The sequence below is a fragment of the Lentzea jiangxiensis genome (assembly GCF_900104175.1).
GTDB lineage: Bacteria > Actinomycetota > Actinomycetes > Mycobacteriales > Pseudonocardiaceae > Lentzea > Lentzea jiangxiensis.
Map to the genome: position 1 here is coordinate 111,353 of NZ_FNIX01000017.1, position 20,353 is coordinate 131,705.

Here is a 20,353-nt window from a genome sequence, read left to right on the forward strand (position 1 = left end):
AACCGATGAGCGTCCTCACCAACAACCTAGATCTCTTCCTCTCCACGTTCGGGCAGACCCTGCAGCTGTTCGCGATCTCCGCGGTGCTGTCGCTCGTGCTGGGCACGCTCCTCGCGGCGCTGCGGGTCAGCCCCGTGCCCGTGTTCCGGGGCATCGGCGCCACCTACGTGACGGTGCTGCGCAACACGCCGCTCACGCTGGTGTTCGTGTTCTTCGTCTTCGCGTACCCGTTGCTGGAGATCGTGAAGATCGACGCCTACACCGCGGCTGTCGTGTCCTTGTCGCTCTACACCGCCGCCTTCGTCTGCGAGGTCGTGCGTTCGGGCATCAACACCGTGCCGGTCGGCCAGGCGGAGGCGTCGCGCGCGCTCGGTCTCACGTTCACGCAGATGCTCGGGAACGTGGTGCTGCCGCAGGCGCTGCGTTCGGTCGTGCCGCCGATGACGAGCACGATGATCGCGTTGCTGAAGAACACGACGGTCGCGTCCGGTTTCGCCGTCGTGCAGGCGGGCTCGATCCGCGACTCGCTGTCGGAGCAGGGTGAGAACGTCCTGCTCGGACTGCTGTGGGTGGCGGTCGGGTTCGTGATCCTGGTGATGCCGCTGACGTACGTGCAGCAGGTCTTCGAGAAGCGGTGGAGCGTGGCCCGATGAGCATGGTGCTGTTCGACATCCCGGGCCCGAAGGCCCGCGTCCGCCACCGGATCATGGCCGTCGTCGGCATCGCGGCCGCCGTCGCCGCCGTCGCGTACGTGGCCATGCGGTTCATCGCCACCGACCAGTTCTCCTCGCGCAGGCTCGACTGGATCAACTACAAGCAGATCCAGCTCTCCCTGCTCGAGGCGATCGGCAACACGCTCACCGCGTTCGCCGCCGGAGCGGTGCTGGCACTGCTGTTCGGCGCGATCTTCGCGGCGGCGCGGCTGTCCGACCACGCGTGGGTGCGCGGGCCCGCCGCGGTGATCGTCGAGATCTTCCGCGCGATCCCGCTCGTGATCATGATGTTCTTCTTCTACTACGGCCTTCCCGTGGCCGGGGTGAAGCTGAGCGCGTTCACGGCGGTCGTCATCAGCCTGATGCTCTACAACGGCTCGGTGCTCGCGGAGATCTTCCGCGCGGGCATCAACTCGTTGCCGAAGGGCCAGAGCGAGGCCGCGTACGCGCTGGGCATGCGCAAGACGCAGGTGATGACGTTCGTGCTGCTGCCGCAAGCGTTGCGGGCCATGATGCCGACCATCATCAGCCAGCTCGTCGTGCTGCTCAAGGACACCGCGCTCGGCTTCCTCATCACGTTCGAGGAGCTGCTGCGCTGGGGCACCCGCATCGGCAACGACGCGCCGAACTTCGGCCGCCCGATGATCTCGGTCATGATCGTGGTCGCGCTGATCTACATCGGACTGTGCCTGTTGCTGTCGTGGTTCGCGAACTACCTCGAGAAGCGCAACCGCCGCAACAAGAAGGTCATCCACCTCGACGACAGGGCCGCGCAGGTCCAGGTCGCCGAGTCCGCCGCCGCTTCCGCCTGAGCGGCGCCGCCCGGAACCGGGTGCACCGGGGCGTGTCCACATCGGACACGCCCCGTTCGCTTCCCCGTGCGGTGTCAGACGTTCCAGTCGACGACACCGGACCAGTCGGGGTCCTGCTCCCCCACGACGTCGAGGCAGAACGTGGTGCCGGCGCGCAGACCGGTGCCGAGCAGCCGCCGTGAGCGGTCTCCGGCGGGGAACAGCACGGGGCTGCCCGCCAGCCGGTCGCCGCCGCACCACCGGATCTCCAGGTCGACCGGGCTGGCCGTGACGCGGAGCCAGACCTCCGAGCCGTCGACGGTGACCGTGCGGGCGGCGAGCAGGTCTGCCGATGCGGTGCGCATGCAGCGGAACGTAGCGGCGGGAGAGGAACCCGGTCGTCTCACGGGGAGTGGATCTCCTGTCAACTTTCGCGGTACGCTCGTGGTGGGGGAACTTCCGCGGTGACGTCACATGAATGAGGGACGTTGTGGCGCGCGTGCTCGTGGTCGACGACCAGCCGTTGTTCCGTGCAGGCCTGGTCGCGTTGCTGAACGCTTCACCTGATCTCACCGTCGTCGGCGAGGCCGCGGACGGCCACACCGCCGCGCTCCTGGCCGAGTCGTCGCGCCCGGACGTGGTCCTGATGGACATCCGCCTGCCGGGGGCGGCCGCGCTGAAGCGGGCCGCGGCCTCGGCGCGGGTGCTGGTCCTGACGACGTTCGACCTCGACGAGCACGTGCACGAGGCGTTGCGGCTGGGCGCGGCCGGGTTCGTGCTGAAGGAGTCCGAACCGGCCAGGCTGATCGCCGCGATCACCGCCGTCGCCTCGGGCGAGATGCAGTTCAGCCCCACGGTGATGCGCAGACTCGTGGCGGCCTACCTGCGCGGTGACGCGGCGGTGCCGCCGTGGTGCCCGGTGGGCCTGGACGGGCTCACGGGCCGCGAGCGCGAGGTGCTGAGGCTGGTCGGCGCGGGCCTGACGAACACGGCCATCGCGACCAGGCTGACGGTCGCGGAGGGCACGGTGAAGACGCACCTCAACCGCGTGATGACGAAGCTGCGGCTGACCAGCCGGGCCCAGGCCGTGGTGATGGCGTACGAGTCCGGGCTGGTCGTGCCGCAGGCTTTCGCTAGGACCGCTTGAACAGCTTGTTGCCGAGCCACACGATCGGGTCGTACTTGCGGTCGGCGACGCGCTCCTTCATGGGGATGAGCGCGTTGTCGGTGATGTGGATGTGCTCGGGGCAGACCTCGCTGCAGCACTTGGTGATGTTGCAGTAGCCGAGCCCGTGGTCGTCCTGCGCCTGGTCGACGCGGTCCGCGGTGTCGAGCGGGTGCATCTCCAGTTCCGCGACCCGCATGAGGAACCGCGGCCCCGAGAACGCCTCCTTGTTCTCCTCGTGGTCACGGATCACGTGGCAGGTGTTCTGGCACAGGAAGCACTCGATGCACTTGCGGAACTCCTGCGAGCGCTCGACGTCGACCTGCTGCATCCGGTACTCGCCCGGTGCCAGGTCCTTCGGCGGCGCGAACGACGGGATCTCGCGCGCCTTGGTGTAGTTGTAGGACACGTCGGTCACGAGGTCGCGGATGATCGGGAACGTCCGCATGGGCGTGACCGTGATCGTCTCCGACTCCTCGAAGATCGACATGCGGGTCATGCAGAGCAGGCCCGGCCGTCCGTTGATCTCCGCGGAGCACGAGCCGCACTTGCCCGCCTTGCAGTTCCACCGCACCGCGAGGTCCGGTGCCTGCGTGGCCTGCAGCCGGTGGATGATGTCGAGGACGACCTCGCCCTCGTTGACCTCGACGGTGAAGTCCTCCAGCGCGCCGCCGGAGTCGTCACCGCGCCACACCCGGAACTTCCCCTGGTAGCTCATGACAACTCCTCGGCGGTGAGGTACTTCTCCAGTTCGGTGCGGTCGAACAGGTCCAGCAGGTCGGGCCGGATCGGGATCTGCGGCTTCTCCTCGACGCGAACGCCCTCGCCGGAAGTCGTGCACACCAGCAGCTTCCGGCGCCACTCGGAATCCATCGACGGGTGGTCGTCGCGGGTGTGGCCGCCGCGGGACTCCGTGCGCAGCAACGCCGCCTTCGCGACGCACTCCGACACGAGCAGCATGTTGCGCAGGTCGAGCGCGAGGTGCCAGCCGGGGTTGAACTGCTGGTGGCCCTCGACGGTCAGCGACCGAGCGCGTTCCTCGAGCTTCTCCAGCCGCTGCAACGCCTCCTCCATCTCACCGGCGCGGCGGATGATGCCCACGAGGTCGTTCATCGACTGCTGCAGCTCCATGTGCAGCGTGTACGGGTTCTCGCCGCCCTCGTGCTGGAACGGCTTGAGCGCCGTGGCCCGCGCCTCGGCGACGGCCTGCTCGGCCACGACGGGCCGGTCGCCGAGCGCGCGCACGTACTGCGCGGCGCCCGCCCCGGCGCGCCGGCCGAACACCAGCAGGTCGGACAGCGAGTTGCCGCCCAGCCGGTTCGAGCCGTGCATGCCGCCGGAGACCTCGCCCGCGGCGTAGAGCCCCGGTACGGAGGAGGATCCGGTGTCCGGGTCGACCTCGACGCCGCCCATCACGTAGTGGCAGGTCGGGCCGACCTCCATGGGCTGCGCGGTGATGTCCACGTCGGCCAGTTCCTTGAACTGGTGGTGCATGGACGGCAGCCGGCGGCGGATCTCCTCGGCGGGCAGGCGCGTGGACACGTCGAGGAAGACGCCTCCGTGCGGTGATCCCCGGCCCGCCTTCACCTCGGAGTTGATCGCGCGGGCGACCTCGTCACGCGGCAGCAGCTCCGGTGGGCGCCGGTTGTTCGCCTGGTCGGTGTACCAGCGGTCGGCTTCTTCCTCGTTGTCGGCGTACTTGTCCTTGAACACCTCGGGGATGTAGTCGAACATGAACCGCTTGCCGTCGGAGTTGCGGAGCACGCCGCCGTCACCGCGGACGGACTCGGTGACGAGGATGCCCTTGACCGACGGCGGCCAGACCATGCCGGTGGGGTGGAACTGGATGAACTCCATGTTGATCAGCGAGGCCCCCGCGCGCATCGCGAGCGCGTGGCCGTCGCCGGTGTACTCCCAGGAGTTCGAGGTGACCTTGAAGGACTTGCCGATGCCGCCGGTCGCGAGGATCACCGCCGGTGCCTCGAACAGCACGAACCGGCCGGACTCGCGCCAGTAGCCGAACGCACCCGCGACCCGCTCGCCGTCCTTGACGAGCTCGGTGACGGTGAACTCCTGGAACACCCGCAGGCGTTCCTCGTAGTCGCCGAACTCCTGGAAGTCGTCCTGCTGCAACGACACGATCTTCTGCTGCAGCGTGCGGATCAGCTCGAGGCCGGTGCGGTCGCCGACGTGGGCGAGGCGCGGGTACTCGTGGCCACCGAAGTTGCGCTGCGAGATGCGGCCGTCCTTGGTGCGGTCGAACAGCGCGCCGTAGGTCTCGAGCTCCCAGACCCGTTGCGGCGCTTCCTGGGCGTGCAGCTCGGCCATGCGCCAGTTGTTGAGGAACTTGCCCCCGCGCATGGTGTCGCGGAAGTGGACCTGCCAGTTGTCGCTCTCGTTCGCGTTGCCCATGGCGGCGGCGATCCCGCCCTCGGCCATGACGGTGTGGGCCTTGCCGAACAACGACTTGCAGAGAACGGCGGTGCGCAGGCCGTGCTCACGGGCCTCGATCGCGGCACGCAGACCGGCACCACCCGCGCCGATCACGAGAACGTCGAACGAATGCCTTTCCAGCTCGGGCAAAACCACTCCTTAGTCGATGAAGCGGAGGTCGGAGATCGTTCCCGAGGCGACCAGCGCGACGTACAGGTCCGTGAGGCAGACGAAGATCAGCGACGCCCAGGCGAGCTGCATGTGCCGGTTGTTGAGCTTCGAGATCTGCGTCCACGCCCAGTAGCGGACCGGGTGCTTGGAGAAGTGCTTGAGGCGTCCGCCCGCGATGTGGCGGCACGAGTGGCACGACAACGTGTACGCGGCGAGCAGGCTGACGTTGACCAGCAGGATGATGTTGCCGAGACCCAGGCCGGTGCCGAACGCGAGCACCGCGTCGTAGATGTTGATCAGCAGCAGGAGCGAGGCCGCGTAGAAGAAGTAGCGGTGCAGGTTCTGGGCGATGAGCGGGAACCGGGTCTCGCCGGTGTACTTGTCGTGCGGCTCGGCCACGGCGCACGCGGGCGGTGACGCCCAGGCGGCGCGGTAGTAGGCCTTGCGGTAGTAGTAGCAGGTGATCCGGAAGCCCAGCAGGAACGGGATGATCAGCAGCGGTGGGGTCAGGAAGCCGGGCAGCGCGGGGAACCACTGGCCGAAGTGCGACGCCGCCGGGATGCACTCCTCGGTGAGGCACGGCGAGTACATCGGTGTCAGGTAGTGGTACTGGTCGACCCAGTAGTAGTCCCCCTGGAACGTGCGGAACGCCGCGTAGATCGAGATGAGCAGCAGGCCGACGAATGTCGTCAGCGGTGGCAGCCACCATCGGTCCGTGCGCAGAGTCCTGGCGGCGATCTCTGCCCTCGCCATTGCTCACCTTTCTGGGGGGCCACGTCGTTGTGGAGGAACACACACGGCCCCCGCGTCAGGCGGGGGCCGTGTGATCAGGTCGGCTCAGGTCCGGTGCCGGTAGCCACCGAGTCCTTCGTCGTCCGCGTCCTTCCAGAGCGACTCGTCGTAGGGCGTGTCGGGCACGACCACGACCTCGCGTTCCAAGTGAGGCGCTTCGCGCTGCCTCGGGGTGCTGAGGTCGACGAGTTCGGTGGCGTCTATGTCCATGCGCTCGACGTCGTTGGCGAGTCGCTGCACGGCTGCCACGTCGCCGTACCTGGCGCGCAGGTTGCTGACGGCGTGCCGCATCTGACTGATGACCCGGCGCAGCTCGACGATCTCCGTGGAGTTCATGGGACACCTCCGTTCCAAGGTCGTGCCCCGCACTCTGCCCAATCTCAAGCGATGTGACAAGCACCACACGCCAAGATTCAAAACTGGTTCCAGACCAGTTACTGAATCGTTTTTGTGTCTACGACCAGCCATGACTTACTGTGTGTGGCGTCACGCCCGTCCGTGGGACGCCATTGTCGTCGTCTCGTGAGGGCCCCACCACGGCCCGTGATGACCCGGAGACCCCCATGACCGAACTGCATCCTGTTCTGACCGAGGTGACACGCCGGATCGCCGCCCGGAGCGCCGATTCCCGCCGCGTGTACCTCGAACGCGTGGCTGCCGCCGCACAGGACGGAACGTCCCGGTCCGGCTTCGCGTGCAGCAACCTGGCACACGGCTTCGCCGGAATCACCGGCGGCGACAAGGCGGCGCTGCGCGCGCTGCGCAAGTCCAACGTCGCGATCGTGTCGTCCTACAACGACATGCTCTCGGCCCACCAGCCGTTCCAGGAGTACCCGGCCTGGATCAAGAACGCCGTGCGCTCCGTCGGCGGCGTCTCCCAGTTCGCGGGCGGCGTGCCGGCCATGTGCGACGGCATCACGCAGGGCCGTGACGGCATGGAGCTGTCGCTGTTCAGCCGCGACGTGATCGCGATGTCCACCGGTGTCGCCCTGTCGCACGAGATGTTCGACGCCGCCGTCCTGCTGGGCGTGTGCGACAAGATCGTGCCCGGCCTGCTGATCGGCGCGCTGTCGTTCGGCCACCTGCCGTCGATCCTGGTGCCCGCCGGTCCGATGGCGTCCGGCCTGTCGAACAAGGAGAAGGCCCGCGTCCGGCAGCTGTACGCCGAGGGCAAGGCCTCCCGCGAGGACCTGCTGGAGGCCGAGGCCGCCTCGTACCACTCGCCCGGCACCTGCACGTTCTACGGCACCGCGAACTCGAACCAGATGGTCGTCGAGGTCATGGGCCTGCACCTGCCGGGCGCCTCGTTCGTGCCGCCGGGCACGACGCTGCGCCGCGCCCTCACCGAGCACGCGGGCCGCCGCGCCGTCGAGATGGCCAAGGGCGAGGGCTACACCCCGATCGCGCACATCGTCGACGAGAAGGCCGTGGTCAACGGCGTCGTCGCCCTGCTCGCCACCGGTGGCTCCACGAACCACACGATGCACCTCGTCGCCATCGCCGCGGCCGCGGGCATCGAGCTGAGCTGGGACGACTTCTCGGACCTGTCGTCGGTCGTGCCGCTCATCGCGCGGGTCTACCCGAACGGCGGCGCCGACATCAACCACTTCCAGGCCGCGGGCGGCGTCCAGTTCGTCATCGGCACGCTCCTCGACGCCGGACTCCTGCACGCCGACGTCACCACAGTCGTCGGCCACGGCCTCGACCGCTACCGCCAGGAACCGGTGCTGGCCGACGGCGAGCTGATCTGGGTCGACGGCCCCGGTCGTTCGCTGGACACCGACGTGCTGCGCCCCGCTTCGGACCCGTTCGCCTCCGACGGCGGCCTGCGCATGCTCTCCGGCAACCTCGGCCGTGCGGTCATCAAGGTGTCGGCGGTGGCGGCGGAGAACCACGTCGTCGAGGCCCCGGCCCGCGTCTTCACCACGCAGGAGTCGTTCCAGCAGGCCTTCAAGGCGGGCGAGCTCGACCGCGACGTGGTCGTCGTGGTCCGCCAGCAGGGCCCTCAGGCCAACGGCATGCCCGAGTTGCACAAGCTGACGCCGCCCCTCGGCGTGCTGATGGACCGCGGCTACAAGGTCGCCCTCGTGACCGACGGCCGCATGTCCGGCGCCTCGGGCAAGATCCCGGCGGCGATCCAGCTGACCCCGGAAGCCGCGGTCGGCGGACCGCTCGGCCGGGTCCGCGACGGCGACGTCGTCCGCCTCGACGCCACCGCCGGCACCCTGGAGGTCCGGGTGCCCGCCGAGGAGCTGGCGTCACGCCCGCTCGTCGACTTCCCGCCGTCGAGCCACGAGTGGGCGGGCACGGGACGCGAGCTGTTCGCCGCCCTGCGCCGTACCGTCGGACCCGCCGACCGCGGCGCGACGGTGTTCGGCCCGATCACCGCCGACCACTTCGCCCCGGTCACCCACCACTGACCCTCAACCCATCCATCGCCGATATATTACTTTCGCACCACCGCTGACCTGCCCCTTAGCAACGACTCTTTGGACTTCGTCCGCAAAAACCCGTTGCAAAGGGGAGGCGACGCTCAACCAGCCGTCCCGCCGACGGACTCGAAGCACCTCGTCTCACCCACGGCCGACACCCATCACCCACCTTTGCAACGAGTTTTTTGACTTCGTCCGCAAACGTTTTTTGCATCCGGGTGAGGGTGGCGGGCAGTGAGATCGGGGACAACAGGGCGACGGTCGGCCGGGCGGTATGCGATATATCGGTTTCCGATCACCAGATCTGCCAAGGAGTGACATCGTGACCAACGGCGCGACCACCGGAGCCGACCTGCTCGCGCTCTCACCCGTCATCCCCGTCGTCGTGGTCGACGACGCCGACCACGCGGTGCCGCTCGCCCAGGCACTGCTGCGCGGCGGCGTGCGCGTCATCGAGCTCACGCTGCGCACCCCGGCCGCGCTCGCCGCGATCGAGAACGTCGCGCGCGAGGTGCCGGAGATCGTGATCGGCGCGGGCACCGTCACGGCGCCGGAGCACGCCGAGCAGGCCGCGAAGGCCGGGGCGGCGTTCCTCGTCACGCCCGGCACGACCGACCGCGTGCTCGACGCCGCCGACGCGACCGGGCTGCCGTACCTGCCGGGCGCGGCGACGGTGTCCGAGGTGATGCGGCTGGCCGAGCGCGGGCTGGACGCGCTCAAGTTCTTCCCGGCCGAGGCCGCGGGTGGCGTCGACTACCTGAAGTCGATCGGCGGCCCGATCCCGCACATCAGGTTCTGCCCGACCGGCGGCATCACGCCCCAGACGGCGCCGAAGTACCTCGCGCTGCCGAACGTCGGCTGTGTCGGCGGCTCGTGGCTCGCCCCGAAGGACGCTCTCCAGGCAGGCGACTGGGACCGCATTGAGACGCTCGCCCGCGAGGCTTCGCAGCTCGGGTGATCAGCCCTGCCTGTCAGGACCACAGGGCTGTGACGAGCTCAGCACGTCCGTGAATGCCGAGCTCGCGGTAGACGCTCGACAGGTGCAGCTCCACCATGCGGCGGGTCAGGTGCGGGGTCTCGGCGATCTGCCGGCTCGTCGGGCCCTGCTCGTCCTCGTCGTGGACCTCGCCCACCCGCGAGTTTCGCCAGCGGGTGGGCGCTGAGCTGCCGGGCCAGGTCGAACGCCTGCCGCAGGGGCGGGGCCGCCGCATCGGTGCGGGGCTTGCGGCGCAGGTGGTGGCCGAGTCAGTGCGTGCAGCAGCCGGTGCTGGGTCGCGGTCAGCAGCTGTCCGCCTCGGCAAGCAACGTCTACGTCGTCGGTGTTGATGCCGACGCTCATCAGCGCTGTGCCGATCACCCGCGGGGAGCCACACCGCTTGGCTGGGTCGGGCTCCTCACACGCGAGCCGGACGGCGTCATCCCGGTTGCCCAGCGCCACCGACCGCGAGCAGCGCGGACCGGGCGCACGACCAGCCGAGCCGGACCTGATGATCAGCCGGCCGGGGTGCGCGACGAGGCCGGCGAGGTGTCGACTCGTTCGACGACGTGCGCCTCGGTCGGGTCAACCGCCTCCCACCTGCCGACGAGCCGGTCGATCACGGCAGCCGGCACCGGTTCGGGACGCGAGCGGTTGCGCGCGTGGATCACGGTCCGCGGCGCCTCCAGCCCGACCAGGGTGATCCGCGCGCGGTAGTCGGCAGCCAGTCCGATACAGCGATCGCGTAGTTGCTGGGAGATGTTGGTCGCGTTCCAGACGAACCGCTCCCCGGCCCTCAGCAGCGTCCGCGCTTCCTCGAACGCCGCGGCGGCCACCGGTCGCTGGTCGCCGTCGGGGGCGATGCCGAGCCGGGACCGCACCGCGTCGAGGCTCACCACCGTCCAGCCGGGCCGGTGCGCGGCGATCCAGTGGTCCTTGCCGACCCCGGGCAGGCCGGACAGCACCGTCACCTCGACGCGCGTGTCGTCGTAGGCGTCGTAGTCCGGGTCGCGGCCGGGCGTGCGGAAGTACTGGAACCTCGCGTGGTCGGACGGGAAGGCGCGCGGGCGGTCGAGGCAGTCGCGTTCGCGGCAGTACTCCTCGAACAGCGCGATGTTCTCCAGCACGGCGTCGGCGTCCTGGCAGATCCGGCCGAGGATGTCGGCGCGGGCGAGCGTCGCCAGGTCGTCGTTGCGCGCGAGCAGGCTCACCCGGAACGCGATGCGGTCGAGGTCCGGGCGTTCCAGAGCCCAGAACGGCACCTGGTGGTGCCGCACCAGCGCGGCGACGTGCTCGCGCCAGGCGATCGGGCGGCCCATCTCCCACAGGACCTTCCTCGCCAGCAGGTCGCCGGCGCGGGAGTGCCCGTGGGCGGTGACGCGGCCGTCCGCGGTCTGGGTGCGGAACGGTTTCGCGGAGTCGTGCAGCAGCACCGTCGCGAACAGCCGCACCCGGTCGGCTTCCGGGCGCGCCCGCCACTCCGGCAGGGACACCAGCGCTTCGCACGCCATCCGGGTGTGCGTGGCGACGTCGCCTTCCGCGTGGTGCACCGGGTCCTGCGGCACGCCCTCCATGGCCCGCACCCAGGGGAACGCCGACCGGACGGCGTCCCAGGCGAGAGTCCACTTCGGACCGGTGGGGCAGAGTCGCTCAAACACGGGTCACCACCTGGTTCGGCAGGATCGGGCGGTCCTGCCAGTGGCTTCCGGAGTCGAGCACGGCGGTGTGGAACGTCGGCCGCACCCACTTGTAGCGCTCGACTGTGCGGCCGTCCTCCTCCACCTTGATGTAGAGGCCTTCCATGTCGTCGTCCTGATCCGTCTCCGCGACAACGACTTCCGGGTTCTGCCCGGCCGCGCGCGCAGTTTCGACGAGGGTGTCACGCCACTGCGGGGTGCGGCAGGTGGACGGGCCGAGCAGTGCGGTCAGGTCCTTCAGCTTCCCCAGCGGTCCCTGGTGCAGCACCGGCACGGAGACGACCGGGGTGCCTTCGAGCAGCCGTCGGCGTTCCGGTGTGGACAGGAACTCGCCGGTTGTGCGGTCGAGCAGGTCGAACTCGCAGAAGTGGTGCGGCAGCGCGTCGTAGAACACGGTGTGCTTGGCGTACAGCCATTCCCCGTAGAGCACGTACCGCGTGCCGAGCCTTTCCCACAGCACGCCCTGGTGCGTCGCGGCCCACGCCTTCAGCGGCGCGAACTGCCGTTCGCGGGGGCCGCCCGCCAGGAAATGGCCGCGTGACTGCAACTTCAGCACGCCGCCGGAGTCGAAGCTGATGCCCGCGTTGGCACCGTCGAGCTTCTCCTCGACGACGAGGTGCCGTCCCGCGATCGCGCGGAACGGCACCTGGTCGAGGTCCTCGTCGCCCGGCTGCAGGCGCGAGCTTTCGAGGTGGGGCGTTCGCGGGTACTTGCGCAACATGCCCGATTTGTAGCCCGTCCACGTGCCCGCGGGCGAACGGTTTACGCCTGACCGACGAACGCCGCCTTGGCGGAGTCGAAGGTCGGCTCGAACACGAGCTGCATCTCACCGGGTTGGGCGCTGACCGCGTAGGCGACGTGGAAGGTGTAGGTCTTGCCCGACAGCACCGTCGCCGAGTCGAACGTGCTGTCGCAGCCGCCGCTGGCGTCGAAGATCATGTTCGCCTTCTGCCCGTTGAACTGCGCGTCGGTGCCGACCGACATCAGCGCGGTCTCGAACGCGGCGCTCGTCCCGTTGGTGATGGTGATCTCGAACCTCACCGCGCGGGCGATGTTCGCCGGTGCCGCGTACTCGCCGGGCGTGCACGCGGCCGGTGCTGCGACGTCGACCGAGAGGCCGTTCTCCCAGGTGTACCGCTTGCCCCAGGTCGGGTTCTCGACGGCGGCGTCCTGCTTGGCGGTCTCACCCGTCACATCGGTCTGCCCCTGGTTCGTGCCGCCGTCGAGGATCTTGTCGAGCTCCGCGACCGCGGCCTGCTGCGCCGCCACGGTCAGCCCGATCGCCGCGACGCACAGGACGATGCCGATGATCGCGACGACCTTGCGGGTGCCGAACAACGCGATGACGCCGAGCACGAGCCCGATGAACGCGGCGATGGCGGTGAGGTTGTTGAGCAGGATGACCCACGAGCAAACAACGCCGACGATCCCGAGGATCAACGCCGTCCAGGCGAGCGCACCGAACTTCGCGGGCTTCGGAGGTGCGAGCTGGGGCTGGGCGTGGACGGGTGGCGTCGTGTAGGTCATCAAGAACTCCTGGCGGTTGCGATGTGTGATCACCACGTCGAGTGGTCCGCTTGCCCCGTTAGCCCCGCCCCGGTAGAGCCACTCGATCGAGTTACCAGCGGCCTGTCAGCTGACTTCCTTCGGTAGCGGTACCGCTACGATCCGTACAGGGTTGGCGCTGGATGCCATCCCTGAAAGGACACCGCACATGGCACGACGACTCGTCGGAACCCTGCTCGCGGCGATCGCCGCCCTCGGCGTGACGACGGCACCCGCCCAGGCCGCCGCCGACTTCACCGGCGTCGTGGCGCTGGACAACTGCTCCGGCTCCGTGGTCCGCCTGCCCGGTTCCGCGCCGGGGGACAAAGCACTCGTCCTCACGAACGGCCACTGCGTCGAACTGGTGAAGGCCGGCCAGGTGATCGTCAACCGGACGGTAACCCGCAACTTCACGCTGCTCGACGGTTCCGGCTCGGACATCGCGACGGTGAAGAGCACCAAGCTCCTCTACGCGACGATGACCGGCACCGACGCCGCGCTCTACCAGCTGACCACGACCTACCAGCAGCTCGAGCAGCAGTACGGCAGCCGCGCGCTGGAACTGTCCGCCTCGCGCCCGGTCGCCGGGACGGAGATCCGGATCGCCTCCGGCTACTGGAAGCGGATCTACGCCTGCCGGATCGACGGGTTCGTCCACCAGGTCAGGGAGGCGTCCTGGACCTGGCGCGACTCGCTGCGCTACACGCCGTCGTGCAACACCATCGGCGGCACCTCGGGCTCGCCGATCATCGACGACGCGAGCGGCAAGGTCGTCGGCGTCAACAACACCGGCAACGAGAGCGGCGGCCGCTGCACGATGAACAACCCGTGCGAGGTCGACGCCTCCGGCGCGATCACCGTGCGCAAGGGCATCAACTACGGCCAGCAGACGTACGGCTTCGTCCCCTGCTTCGGTCCGGGCACGACGCTGAACCTGTCGCTGCCCGGCTGCGAGGTCGCGAAGCCCTGACGACGGCGAAAGCCGGGACGCCCCTGCCCGCGTCCCGGCTTTCGCGTTCTCCCCCTACTTCGCGGCGCGCACGATCAGGTCGGCCACCGTCTCGGGCTGCGACACCGCGATCGAGTGCGAGGCGCCCCGGACCTCGACGACGGCACGGGCGTGGGCGCGGTCGGCCATCCACTTCTGCGCGGCGATCGGGATGTTCTTGTCCTTGCCCGCCACCACGAAGTACGACGGGATGGCGTGCCACGCGGGGTCGCCGGCCTTCTCGGTCAGCGCGGTGTCGTTGACCGGGCGCTGGGTCGCCGCCGCCAGGGTCGCGTCCTTGCGCGGGACGTCGGCCGCGAACTGCTGCCAGTACTTGTCCTGCTGGATCACGAGGTCCTTGCTGCCGTCACCGATGTCGATGGCCGACAGGGTGTCGCCCAGCGTGCTGCCGGGGAACTTGTTCGACAGCTCGAGGGCGCTCTCGCCCTTCTCCGGTGCGAACGCCGCGACGTAGACCAGCGCCTTCACGTTCGGGTTGCCCAGCGCGGCCTGCGACTGGACCATGCCGCCGTAGGAGTGTCCGGCGAGGACGATCGGCCCGTCGATGGTGGCGAGGACCTTGCGCAGGTACTCCGCGTCACCGGTGAGCGACCGCAGCGGGTTCGCCACCGCGACAACCGGGAAACCCTTGCGCTGCAGACGTTCCACGACACCGTTCCAACTGGACGCATCGGCGAACGCACCGTGCACCAGCACAACGGTCGGCTTCTTCGAGCCCTGCTCCTGAGCGTCCTGCTTCTGGGCGTCCTCCGCGGCACCGGCACCGGACGGAACGACAGCGGCCAGCGCCAGCAGCGTGCCCAGAACGGCGAACACCTTACGAACTCGCATTGGTCTCTCACTCTCTCGTCGGGCACCGTGTCAGCGGTGCATCGCACTCGATTAGGTCGTGCACGATGTAAGTTACCGGACGAGATACCTCGTACGCGATGTGTTTCAGCTCACTGGCGTTCGGCGCCGAGCTTCACGCGCTGCAGGGCCTTGCGGAGAACGGTGATCTCCTCGACGGTCATACCGAGCGCCTTGCCGAGCTGGCTGAACATCTCGGCACCGATCCACCGCAGGTCACGACCCTTGTCGGTGAGCTGGACGAGCACAGACCGCTCGTCGTCGGGATGCGTGACGCGCAGCAGCAGGCCGCTCTTCTCCAGCCGTTTGATCAACGGCGACAGGGTGCTGTACTCGAGGTCCAGCTCTCGCACGAGCTCCCGGATCGGCCTCGAGTCCCGCTCCCACAGCAGCAGCATCACCAGGAACTGCGGGTAGGTGATGCCCGCCTTGTCCAGGATCGGCCGGTAGAAGCCGGTGACCGCCCGCGACGTCGTGTAGAGGTCGAAGCAGAGCAGGTCGGAGACCGTGGGGGTCACGGCGGACGGCGCGTCGGGAGTAGTGCTCACGCAGTTCAGGCTACTCGGGACCAACCGGTCAAGCGGCGAGATCGGTTACGGCGCCCGAAGACGGAACGAGGCCCATCCCGGCCACCACCTCGCGCCGGACTGCGGGACATGAGCCAGGCCGACCGCGGCCTGGCTGCTACCAGGGTTCGTCCAGCACCGAGGCCTCGTCGCCGGCGTTGCGCAACTCGTCGCGCACCACCCGGTAGGCGAGGCCTTCCGCGTAACCCTTGCGCGCCAACGCACCCACGAGCCGGCGGATCTTCGTCGTCTCGTCCACACCGGACAGGGTGCGCAGGCGTTTGCGGACGAGTTCGCGAGCCCGGTCTTCCTCGGCCTCGTTGTCGACCGCGGCCACGGCCTCGGCGACCACCTCGTCCGCCACGCCCTTGCGGCGCAGTTCCATGGCGAGGGCGCGGCGGCCCAGGCCGTTGTACGTGTGACGGGAACGGACCCACATCTCGGCGAACTGCGCGTCGTCGATCAGGCCGGCGCGGTCGAACTTGCCGAGGACGACCTCGGCGGCGCCGGCGCTGATCCCCTTGCGCAGCAGGGCGTCGTGCAGCTCCTGCCGCGAGCGGGCCCTGGCGGTGAGCAGCGCGTAGCAGATGTCCCGCGCCTTGCGCTGCTCCTCAGCCTCGTCCAACCCAGGACCTCTTAGAACTCGACCGGCGCGGCGGGAGCCGTCTCGTCGGCGTCGAGGGTGGCGCCGATGCCGAGCTTGTCCTTGATGCGCTTCTCGACCTCGTTCGCGATGTCCGGGTTGTCCAGCAGGAACTTGCGGGCGTTCTCCTTGCCCTGGCCCAGCTGGTCGCCCTCGTAGGTGTACCAGGCACCGGACTTGCGCAGGATGCCCTGGTCAACGCCCATGTCGATGAGCGAGCCCTCACGGCTGACGCCCTTGCCGTAGAGGATGTCGAACTCGGCCTGCTTGAACGGCGGCGCGACCTTGTTCTTCACGACCTTGACCCTGGTGCGGTTGCCGACGGGCTCGCCGCCGTCCTTCAGGGTCTCGATGCGGCGCACGTCCAGACGCACGGAGGCGTAGAACTTCAGCGCCTTACCGCCGGTCGTGGTCTCCGGGGAGCCGAACATCACGCCGATCTTCTCGCGCAGCTGGTTGATGAAGATCGCGGTGGTGTTGGACGCGCTGAGCGCACCGGTGATCTTGCGCAGCGCCTGGCTCATCAGGCGGGCCTGCAGACCGACGTGGTTGTCGCCCATCTCGCCCTCGATCTCGGCGCGCGGCACGAGGGCGGCGACCGAGTCGATGACGAGGATGTCGAGCGCGCCGGAGCGGACCAGCATGTCCGCGATCTCGAGCGCCTGCTCACCGGTGTCGGGCTGGGAGACCAGCAGCGCGTCGGTGTCGACGCCCAGCTTCTTCGCGTACTCCGGGTCGAGGGCGTGCTCCGCGTCGATGAACGCGGCGATGCCGCCGGCCTTCTGGGCGTTCGCGACGGCGTGCAGGGCGACGGTGGTCTTACCGGAGGACTCGGGACCGTAGATCTCGACGACGCGACCCCTCGGCAGACCGCCGATGCCCAGCGCCACGTCCAGCGCGATCGCGCCGGTCGGGATCACCTCGATCGGGGCACGGCCCTCCTCGCCGAGGCGCATCACGGAGCCCTTGCCGAACTGCTTGTCGATCTGCGCCAGGGCCAGCTCGAGCGCTTTGTCCCGGTCGGGTGCTGCGGGTGCCATCTTGGGTCCACCTTTTGTCGTCTGCCGTTGCTTCGTCATGTTGGACCTGACGCTACTGGCGGGGTCTGACAATTCTGCGAAGCCGGGGGTCGGGGCCACTGTAGCCGAACACGTGTTCGAGCACACGTGACGCTCCGAACGGCCTGTTCAGCCCGGATTTCAGCGTCGGTTCTCCGGAACTTCGAACGCGTTGCAGACCGCGAGCCATACCTCCTTGGCGCCGATCCCGGCCTCCAGCGCCTGGTCGGCGGTGCGGCCCCCGAGCGACGACAGCACGTGGTCCTGGGCGATCATCTCGGCCCTGACCTGGCCGAACTCCCCCGCCATGAGTTTGCGGAACATGGTGATGCGCACCGCCAGACACTAACGAACGGGCCTGCGCAGCGACGCGAAGAGGCACACGACCAGCAGCGGCAGCGCGGTGAACCCGACGATCAGGCCGAGCGCCGCGTACGACCACGCCGTGACGACGATCCCCGCCACCGCTCCCCCGATGGCGCCGCCGGCGTTCATCACCAGATCGGACAGCCCCTGCGCCGCGGGCCGGTCCTCCACCCTCACGGACTCCGTCAGCAGCGCCGAGCCCGCCACCAGCCCGGCGGACCAGCCGAACCCGAGCAGCGCGAGCCCCACGGCGAGCTGCGGGGCGTCGTGCGAGGACGCCATCCCCGCGACCCCGGACGCCGCGACCACCAGCGACGCGCCGATCGCGAGCACCGGCACGCGGCCGAGCCGGTCCGCCATCCACCCGAACAGCGGGCTCGCGGCGTACATGGCGGCGACGTGCAGGCTGATCACGACGCCGACCACGCGCAACGACGACCCGGCGTGGTTCATGTGCACCGGGGTCATCGACATCAGCCCGACCATCGCGGTGTGGCACAACATCACACCAACGAGTGCAAGTCGTGCCATCGGCCCGAGCGTTCCCCAGACCTTCAGGCCACCGGGAGTCGCGCTGGAGCCGCCGGCGCAGTGCGGAGATTCAACCGGTCGTGTGCTTCTCACGACGACGAGCGGGTCCGGCCGCAGCCCGAGCTGGATGACGAGCACGGCCACGACGAGCACCACGGCCGCGAGCAGGAACGGCCCGGCCCCCGCGGGCAGGCCGAGGACCGCGGCGGCGCGACCGGCGGGATCGGCGAGGTTGGGGCCGATGATCGCGCCGATCATGGCCGCCCACACCACACGGGACAGTTCGCGAGCACGGCGATGTGGGTGCGCCAGGTCCGTCGCGGCGTAACGAGCCGCGTAGTTGGCGCTGGAAGCACCGCCGAACAGGAGGAGTCCCAGCAGCAGCACCTGCCACGAGTCGAGGCCCACGGCGACAGCGGCGGTCAACGCGCCGAGACCGCCCACGCCGTAGCCGAGAACGAGCGCGGGCCGGCGCCCGCCGCGCTGGGCGAGCCGGGCTCCGGGCAGGGCGAGCAGCGCGGCCCCGGCGACGGCCGCGGTCTGCGCGAGCCCGCCGACGGCCTCGGACCCGGACAGCGTCGCGGCGATCAGCGTGCTGAACGCGAGGCCGATCGTCACCGCCGCCGACCCGAGGACCTGGGTGCCGGTCAGCACGCGGACGACCTTGCGCTGCACGTGCTCCACCTGCGGCGCGGCAGTCACCATGATCACGATCGTGGCACGCCCGGCGGGCGCGCCGACAGGTCCATCAGGGGCGGTTACTCACCCGGTTGCACGGTCTTCTCGAAGAAGTCGGCCATTTCGTCCGGCTTGAGCTCGTCCGCGTTCTCCTCGGCGGTCTTGGTGAGGATGCCGAACATGGGGCGGCCCTTGACGGTGAAGACGAGGACGCCGGTGCCGCTCGACGTGGCCGCGCGGTAGTCGCCCTCGAGGCCGTTGCCGGTCCAGCCGGCCTCGACGCGGTCGGTCTGGAACGACTTCGCGATGGCGTCGGCGTTGTTCTCGGCGCCGGTGACGCTGTCGGTGAGGATGTACTGCACCGCGTAGCCGTCGCGGATGGTGCAGCTCACGACGGTGCCCTTGATCTCCTCCATGCCGGTGATCTGCGCGGAGTCGGCCTTCTCGCAGCCGCCGCCGTCCGGCACGGTGCCCGCGAGCTGCCGCAGGCACTTCGTGAAGCCCTGGCCGTCCTGCGCGGTGTCGTCCTTGCACTCGTCCGCGCTCGGCAGGCTGGGGCCGGAGAACGCGAAGACGGCGCCGATGACGCCCGCCACCGCGAGGACCGCGGCGCCGGCGCCGATGAGGACCTTCTTGTTGTCCTTCTTCGGGGCCTGCTGCTGCGGGAAGTTCATCGGGTAGCTGCCGCTGGTGTTCGGGTTCACCGAGTACGGCCCCGACACCGGGTAGCTGCCGCTCGCCGAGTACGACCCGCTCACGTTCGGGTTCGGGTACGACCCGCTGACCACGGGGTTCGGGCCGCTGACGTTCGGGTTGCCCACCGGGTGCGGGCCGGTGGCGGCGGGGTTGACCGGCGCGGTGACGACCGTGGGCGGCTCGACGAACTTGGGCTTGTCGTCCTCGGCCTTGAGCGTGATCGTCGCCTTGTCGACGACCTGCGCGCCGGAGGCGACGATGGTCTCCGGGTGGTCCGGGCTGGTCGGGACGATGCCGACCTTCTCCGCGATGATCTGCCTGACCAGCGGCATCCGGCAGGAGCCGCCGACGAGGTAGACGTGCTCGGGCGTGACACCGGCCTTGCGCACCGTCGAGATGACGACCTCGGCGCTGCGGATCAGGCTGGGCCGGACAAGCGCCTCCAGCTCGTCGCGCGTGACGACGACCTTCTCGAACGGCTCCGGCATGAGCACCTCGACCTGGGGCAGCTCGGAGAGGTCCTCCTTGGCGAGGCGCAGCTCCTCGCGCAGGCCCAGGCGGGCGCGGTGGTCGTCGACGGTGGTCGGGCGCAGCAGCCGCTGCCAGCCGGCCGGGTCCTTGTGCGAGACCATGCGGCCGATGTGCTCGAGCAGCGCCTGGTCGACGTCGAGACCGCCGACGTCGCCGAGGCTGCCGTCGGCGAGGATGCGGTGCTCGGAGTCGAGCACGGAGACGTCGAACGTGTCGGCGCCGAAGTCGTAGACCGCGAGCGGGCGGCCGCCGCCGAGCGAGGCCACCGCGATGGCCTCGGGAACGGGCACGAGCTCGCCGGTCATGCCCGCGAGCCGCGCCGAGGACAGCAGCTTGTTGCGCCTGCTCGGGCCCCATTCGGCCGGGTGGGTCAGGCGGATCTCGTCGAGCGCCGCGCCCATCAGCAGCGGCGTCACCGCCTCCATCACGCGCGCGTAGATGGCCGCGAGGGCGTCGTTGACGGGCAGGTTCTGCTCGCCGAGCTTGAGCGTGGCCTTGTCGATGTGGCGCTTCGGGTTCGGCTCGTAGCGCGACGGGTCCTGGCGCGACCGCCGGTCCGCCTCCCTGCCGACGAGCAGGGTGCCGTCCTCCTCGAGGTAGACGGACGAGGGCATCGCGGGCCCTCCGTCCACGTCCACCACACCATGGCCGGACAGCACCGCAACCGTGTTGGCGGTGCCCAGGTCGACGGACAGGACGCGCACCGTGCTC

At 69.4% G+C, this 20,353-nt stretch carries 22 protein-coding genes; 6 read left to right on the top strand and 16 right to left on the bottom strand.

From position 1 onward, the window contains the following. The first annotated feature begins 5 nt into the window (after positions 1-5). Together BLQ91_RS31525 and BLQ91_RS31530 are read left to right on the top strand one after the other, a co-directional pair. Positions 6-653 carry an amino acid ABC transporter permease gene (locus tag BLQ91_RS31525; RefSeq protein ID WP_090102762.1) on the top strand — a complete coding sequence of 216 codons (648 nt, stop codon included), beginning with the start codon at positions 6-8 and terminating at the stop codon, positions 651-653. Continuing rightward, complete coding sequence (locus BLQ91_RS31530) at positions 650-1,525, top strand: amino acid ABC transporter permease (RefSeq protein ID WP_090102838.1); 876 nt, start codon at positions 650-652, stop codon at positions 1,523-1,525. The genes BLQ91_RS31525 and BLQ91_RS31530 overlap by 4 nt, the downstream gene beginning before the upstream one ends. Before the next feature lie 74 nt (positions 1,526-1,599). Here the strand turns inward: BLQ91_RS31530 and BLQ91_RS31535 are convergent, their stop codons facing one another. Beyond that, a complete protein-coding gene (locus BLQ91_RS31535; RefSeq protein ID WP_090102763.1) occupies positions 1,600-1,869 on the bottom strand; it encodes a hypothetical protein in 270 nt (89 codons plus the stop codon). 113 nt (positions 1,870-1,982) lie between these two features. On the opposite strand from BLQ91_RS31535, the gene BLQ91_RS31540 reads away from it, so the two are divergent. After that, a complete protein-coding gene (locus tag BLQ91_RS31540; protein WP_090102764.1) occupies positions 1,983-2,651 on the top strand; it encodes a response regulator in 669 nt (222 codons plus the stop codon). On the opposite strand, the gene BLQ91_RS31545 is transcribed toward BLQ91_RS31540, so the two are convergent. The 4 genes from BLQ91_RS31545 to BLQ91_RS31560 all read right to left on the bottom strand — a co-directional run bounded on the left by BLQ91_RS31545 (position 2,638) and on the right by BLQ91_RS31560 (position 6,401). Continuing rightward, the gene (locus tag BLQ91_RS31545; protein WP_090102765.1) at positions 2,638-3,387 is read right to left on the bottom strand and encodes a succinate dehydrogenase/fumarate reductase iron-sulfur subunit; all 750 of its coding nucleotides are present in this window, start codon (positions 3,385-3,387) and stop codon (positions 2,638-2,640) included. The genes BLQ91_RS31540 and BLQ91_RS31545 overlap by 14 nt on opposite strands. Continuing rightward, positions 3,384-5,252: a fumarate reductase/succinate dehydrogenase flavoprotein subunit gene (locus BLQ91_RS31550; protein WP_090102766.1), complete on the bottom strand. Its 1,869-nt coding sequence runs from the start codon at positions 5,250-5,252 to the stop codon at positions 3,384-3,386. The genes BLQ91_RS31545 and BLQ91_RS31550 overlap by 4 nt, the downstream gene beginning before the upstream one ends. 9 nt (positions 5,253-5,261) lie before the next feature. Beyond that, complete coding sequence (locus tag BLQ91_RS31555) at positions 5,262-6,026, bottom strand: hypothetical protein (RefSeq protein ID WP_090102767.1); 765 nt, start codon at positions 6,024-6,026, stop codon at positions 5,262-5,264. 84 nt (positions 6,027-6,110) lie between these two features. Continuing rightward, positions 6,111-6,401, bottom strand: a complete 291-nt coding sequence (locus tag BLQ91_RS31560) for a hypothetical protein (RefSeq protein ID WP_090102769.1) — start codon at positions 6,399-6,401, stop codon at positions 6,111-6,113. 227 nt (positions 6,402-6,628) lie between these two features. On the opposite strand from BLQ91_RS31560, the gene edd reads away from it, so the two are divergent. Both edd and eda read left to right on the top strand, forming a co-directional pair. Next, positions 6,629-8,485: a phosphogluconate dehydratase gene (edd, locus tag BLQ91_RS31565; RefSeq protein WP_176960048.1), complete on the top strand. Its 1,857-nt coding sequence runs from the start codon at positions 6,629-6,631 to the stop codon at positions 8,483-8,485. 334 nt (positions 8,486-8,819) lie between these two features. After that, positions 8,820-9,455, top strand: a complete 636-nt coding sequence (eda, locus tag BLQ91_RS31570) for a bifunctional 4-hydroxy-2-oxoglutarate aldolase/2-dehydro-3-deoxy-phosphogluconate aldolase (RefSeq protein WP_245733942.1) — start codon at positions 8,820-8,822, stop codon at positions 9,453-9,455. A gap of 13 nt (positions 9,456-9,468) precedes the next feature. On the opposite strand, the gene BLQ91_RS40615 is transcribed toward eda, so the two are convergent. The 4 genes from BLQ91_RS40615 to BLQ91_RS31585 form a co-directional block, all read right to left on the bottom strand. Continuing rightward, complete coding sequence (locus tag BLQ91_RS40615; RefSeq protein ID WP_176960049.1) at positions 9,469-9,630, bottom strand: LuxR C-terminal-related transcriptional regulator; 162 nt, start codon at positions 9,628-9,630, stop codon at positions 9,469-9,471. A 358-nt stretch (positions 9,631-9,988) separates the two neighbouring features. Next, complete coding sequence (locus BLQ91_RS31575) at positions 9,989-11,131, bottom strand: AAA family ATPase (protein ID WP_218130470.1); 1,143 nt, start codon at positions 11,129-11,131, stop codon at positions 9,989-9,991. After that, positions 11,124-11,891, bottom strand: a complete 768-nt coding sequence (locus BLQ91_RS31580) for an RNA ligase family protein (RefSeq protein ID WP_090102774.1) — start codon at positions 11,889-11,891, stop codon at positions 11,124-11,126. The genes BLQ91_RS31575 and BLQ91_RS31580 overlap by 8 nt, the downstream gene beginning before the upstream one ends. Positions 11,892-11,932: 41 nt before the next feature. After that, positions 11,933-12,697, bottom strand: a complete 765-nt coding sequence (locus BLQ91_RS31585; protein WP_143022905.1) for a hypothetical protein — start codon at positions 12,695-12,697, stop codon at positions 11,933-11,935. 187 nt (positions 12,698-12,884) lie between these two features. Between BLQ91_RS31585 and BLQ91_RS31590 the strand changes: the two genes are divergently transcribed. Beyond that, a complete protein-coding gene (locus tag BLQ91_RS31590) occupies positions 12,885-13,685 on the top strand; it encodes a S1 family peptidase (protein ID WP_090102779.1) in 801 nt (266 codons plus the stop codon). A 54-nt stretch (positions 13,686-13,739) separates the two neighbouring features. On the opposite strand, the gene BLQ91_RS31595 is transcribed toward BLQ91_RS31590, so the two are convergent. The 7 genes from BLQ91_RS31595 to BLQ91_RS31625 form a co-directional block, all read right to left on the bottom strand. Beyond that, positions 13,740-14,555: an alpha/beta fold hydrolase gene (locus BLQ91_RS31595; protein WP_090102781.1), complete on the bottom strand. Its 816-nt coding sequence runs from the start codon at positions 14,553-14,555 to the stop codon at positions 13,740-13,742. Positions 14,556-14,665: 110 nt separating this feature from the next. Then, positions 14,666-15,121 (bottom strand): MarR family winged helix-turn-helix transcriptional regulator, encoded by a 456-nt coding sequence (locus BLQ91_RS31600; protein ID WP_176960050.1) that lies wholly within the window; start codon positions 15,119-15,121, stop codon positions 14,666-14,668. A gap of 136 nt (positions 15,122-15,257) precedes the next feature. After that, complete coding sequence (locus BLQ91_RS31605) at positions 15,258-15,764, bottom strand: regulatory protein RecX (protein ID WP_090102785.1); 507 nt, start codon at positions 15,762-15,764, stop codon at positions 15,258-15,260. Between the two features lie 11 nt (positions 15,765-15,775). Continuing rightward, positions 15,776-16,822, bottom strand: a complete 1,047-nt coding sequence (recA, locus tag BLQ91_RS31610; RefSeq protein WP_053738425.1) for a recombinase RecA — start codon at positions 16,820-16,822, stop codon at positions 15,776-15,778. Between the two features lie 159 nt (positions 16,823-16,981). After that, positions 16,982-17,176 carry a DUF3046 domain-containing protein gene (locus BLQ91_RS31615; RefSeq protein WP_090102787.1) on the bottom strand — a complete coding sequence of 65 codons (195 nt, stop codon included), beginning with the start codon at positions 17,174-17,176 and terminating at the stop codon, positions 16,982-16,984. 9 nt (positions 17,177-17,185) lie between these two features. Further along, positions 17,186-18,442 (bottom strand): MFS transporter, encoded by a 1,257-nt coding sequence (locus BLQ91_RS31620; RefSeq protein ID WP_176960051.1) that lies wholly within the window; start codon positions 18,440-18,442, stop codon positions 17,186-17,188. A 53-nt stretch (positions 18,443-18,495) separates the two neighbouring features. Then, positions 18,496-20,346: an Hsp70 family protein gene (locus tag BLQ91_RS31625; protein WP_090102789.1), complete on the bottom strand. Its 1,851-nt coding sequence runs from the start codon at positions 20,344-20,346 to the stop codon at positions 18,496-18,498. Positions 20,347-20,353: the final 7 nt, after the last annotated feature.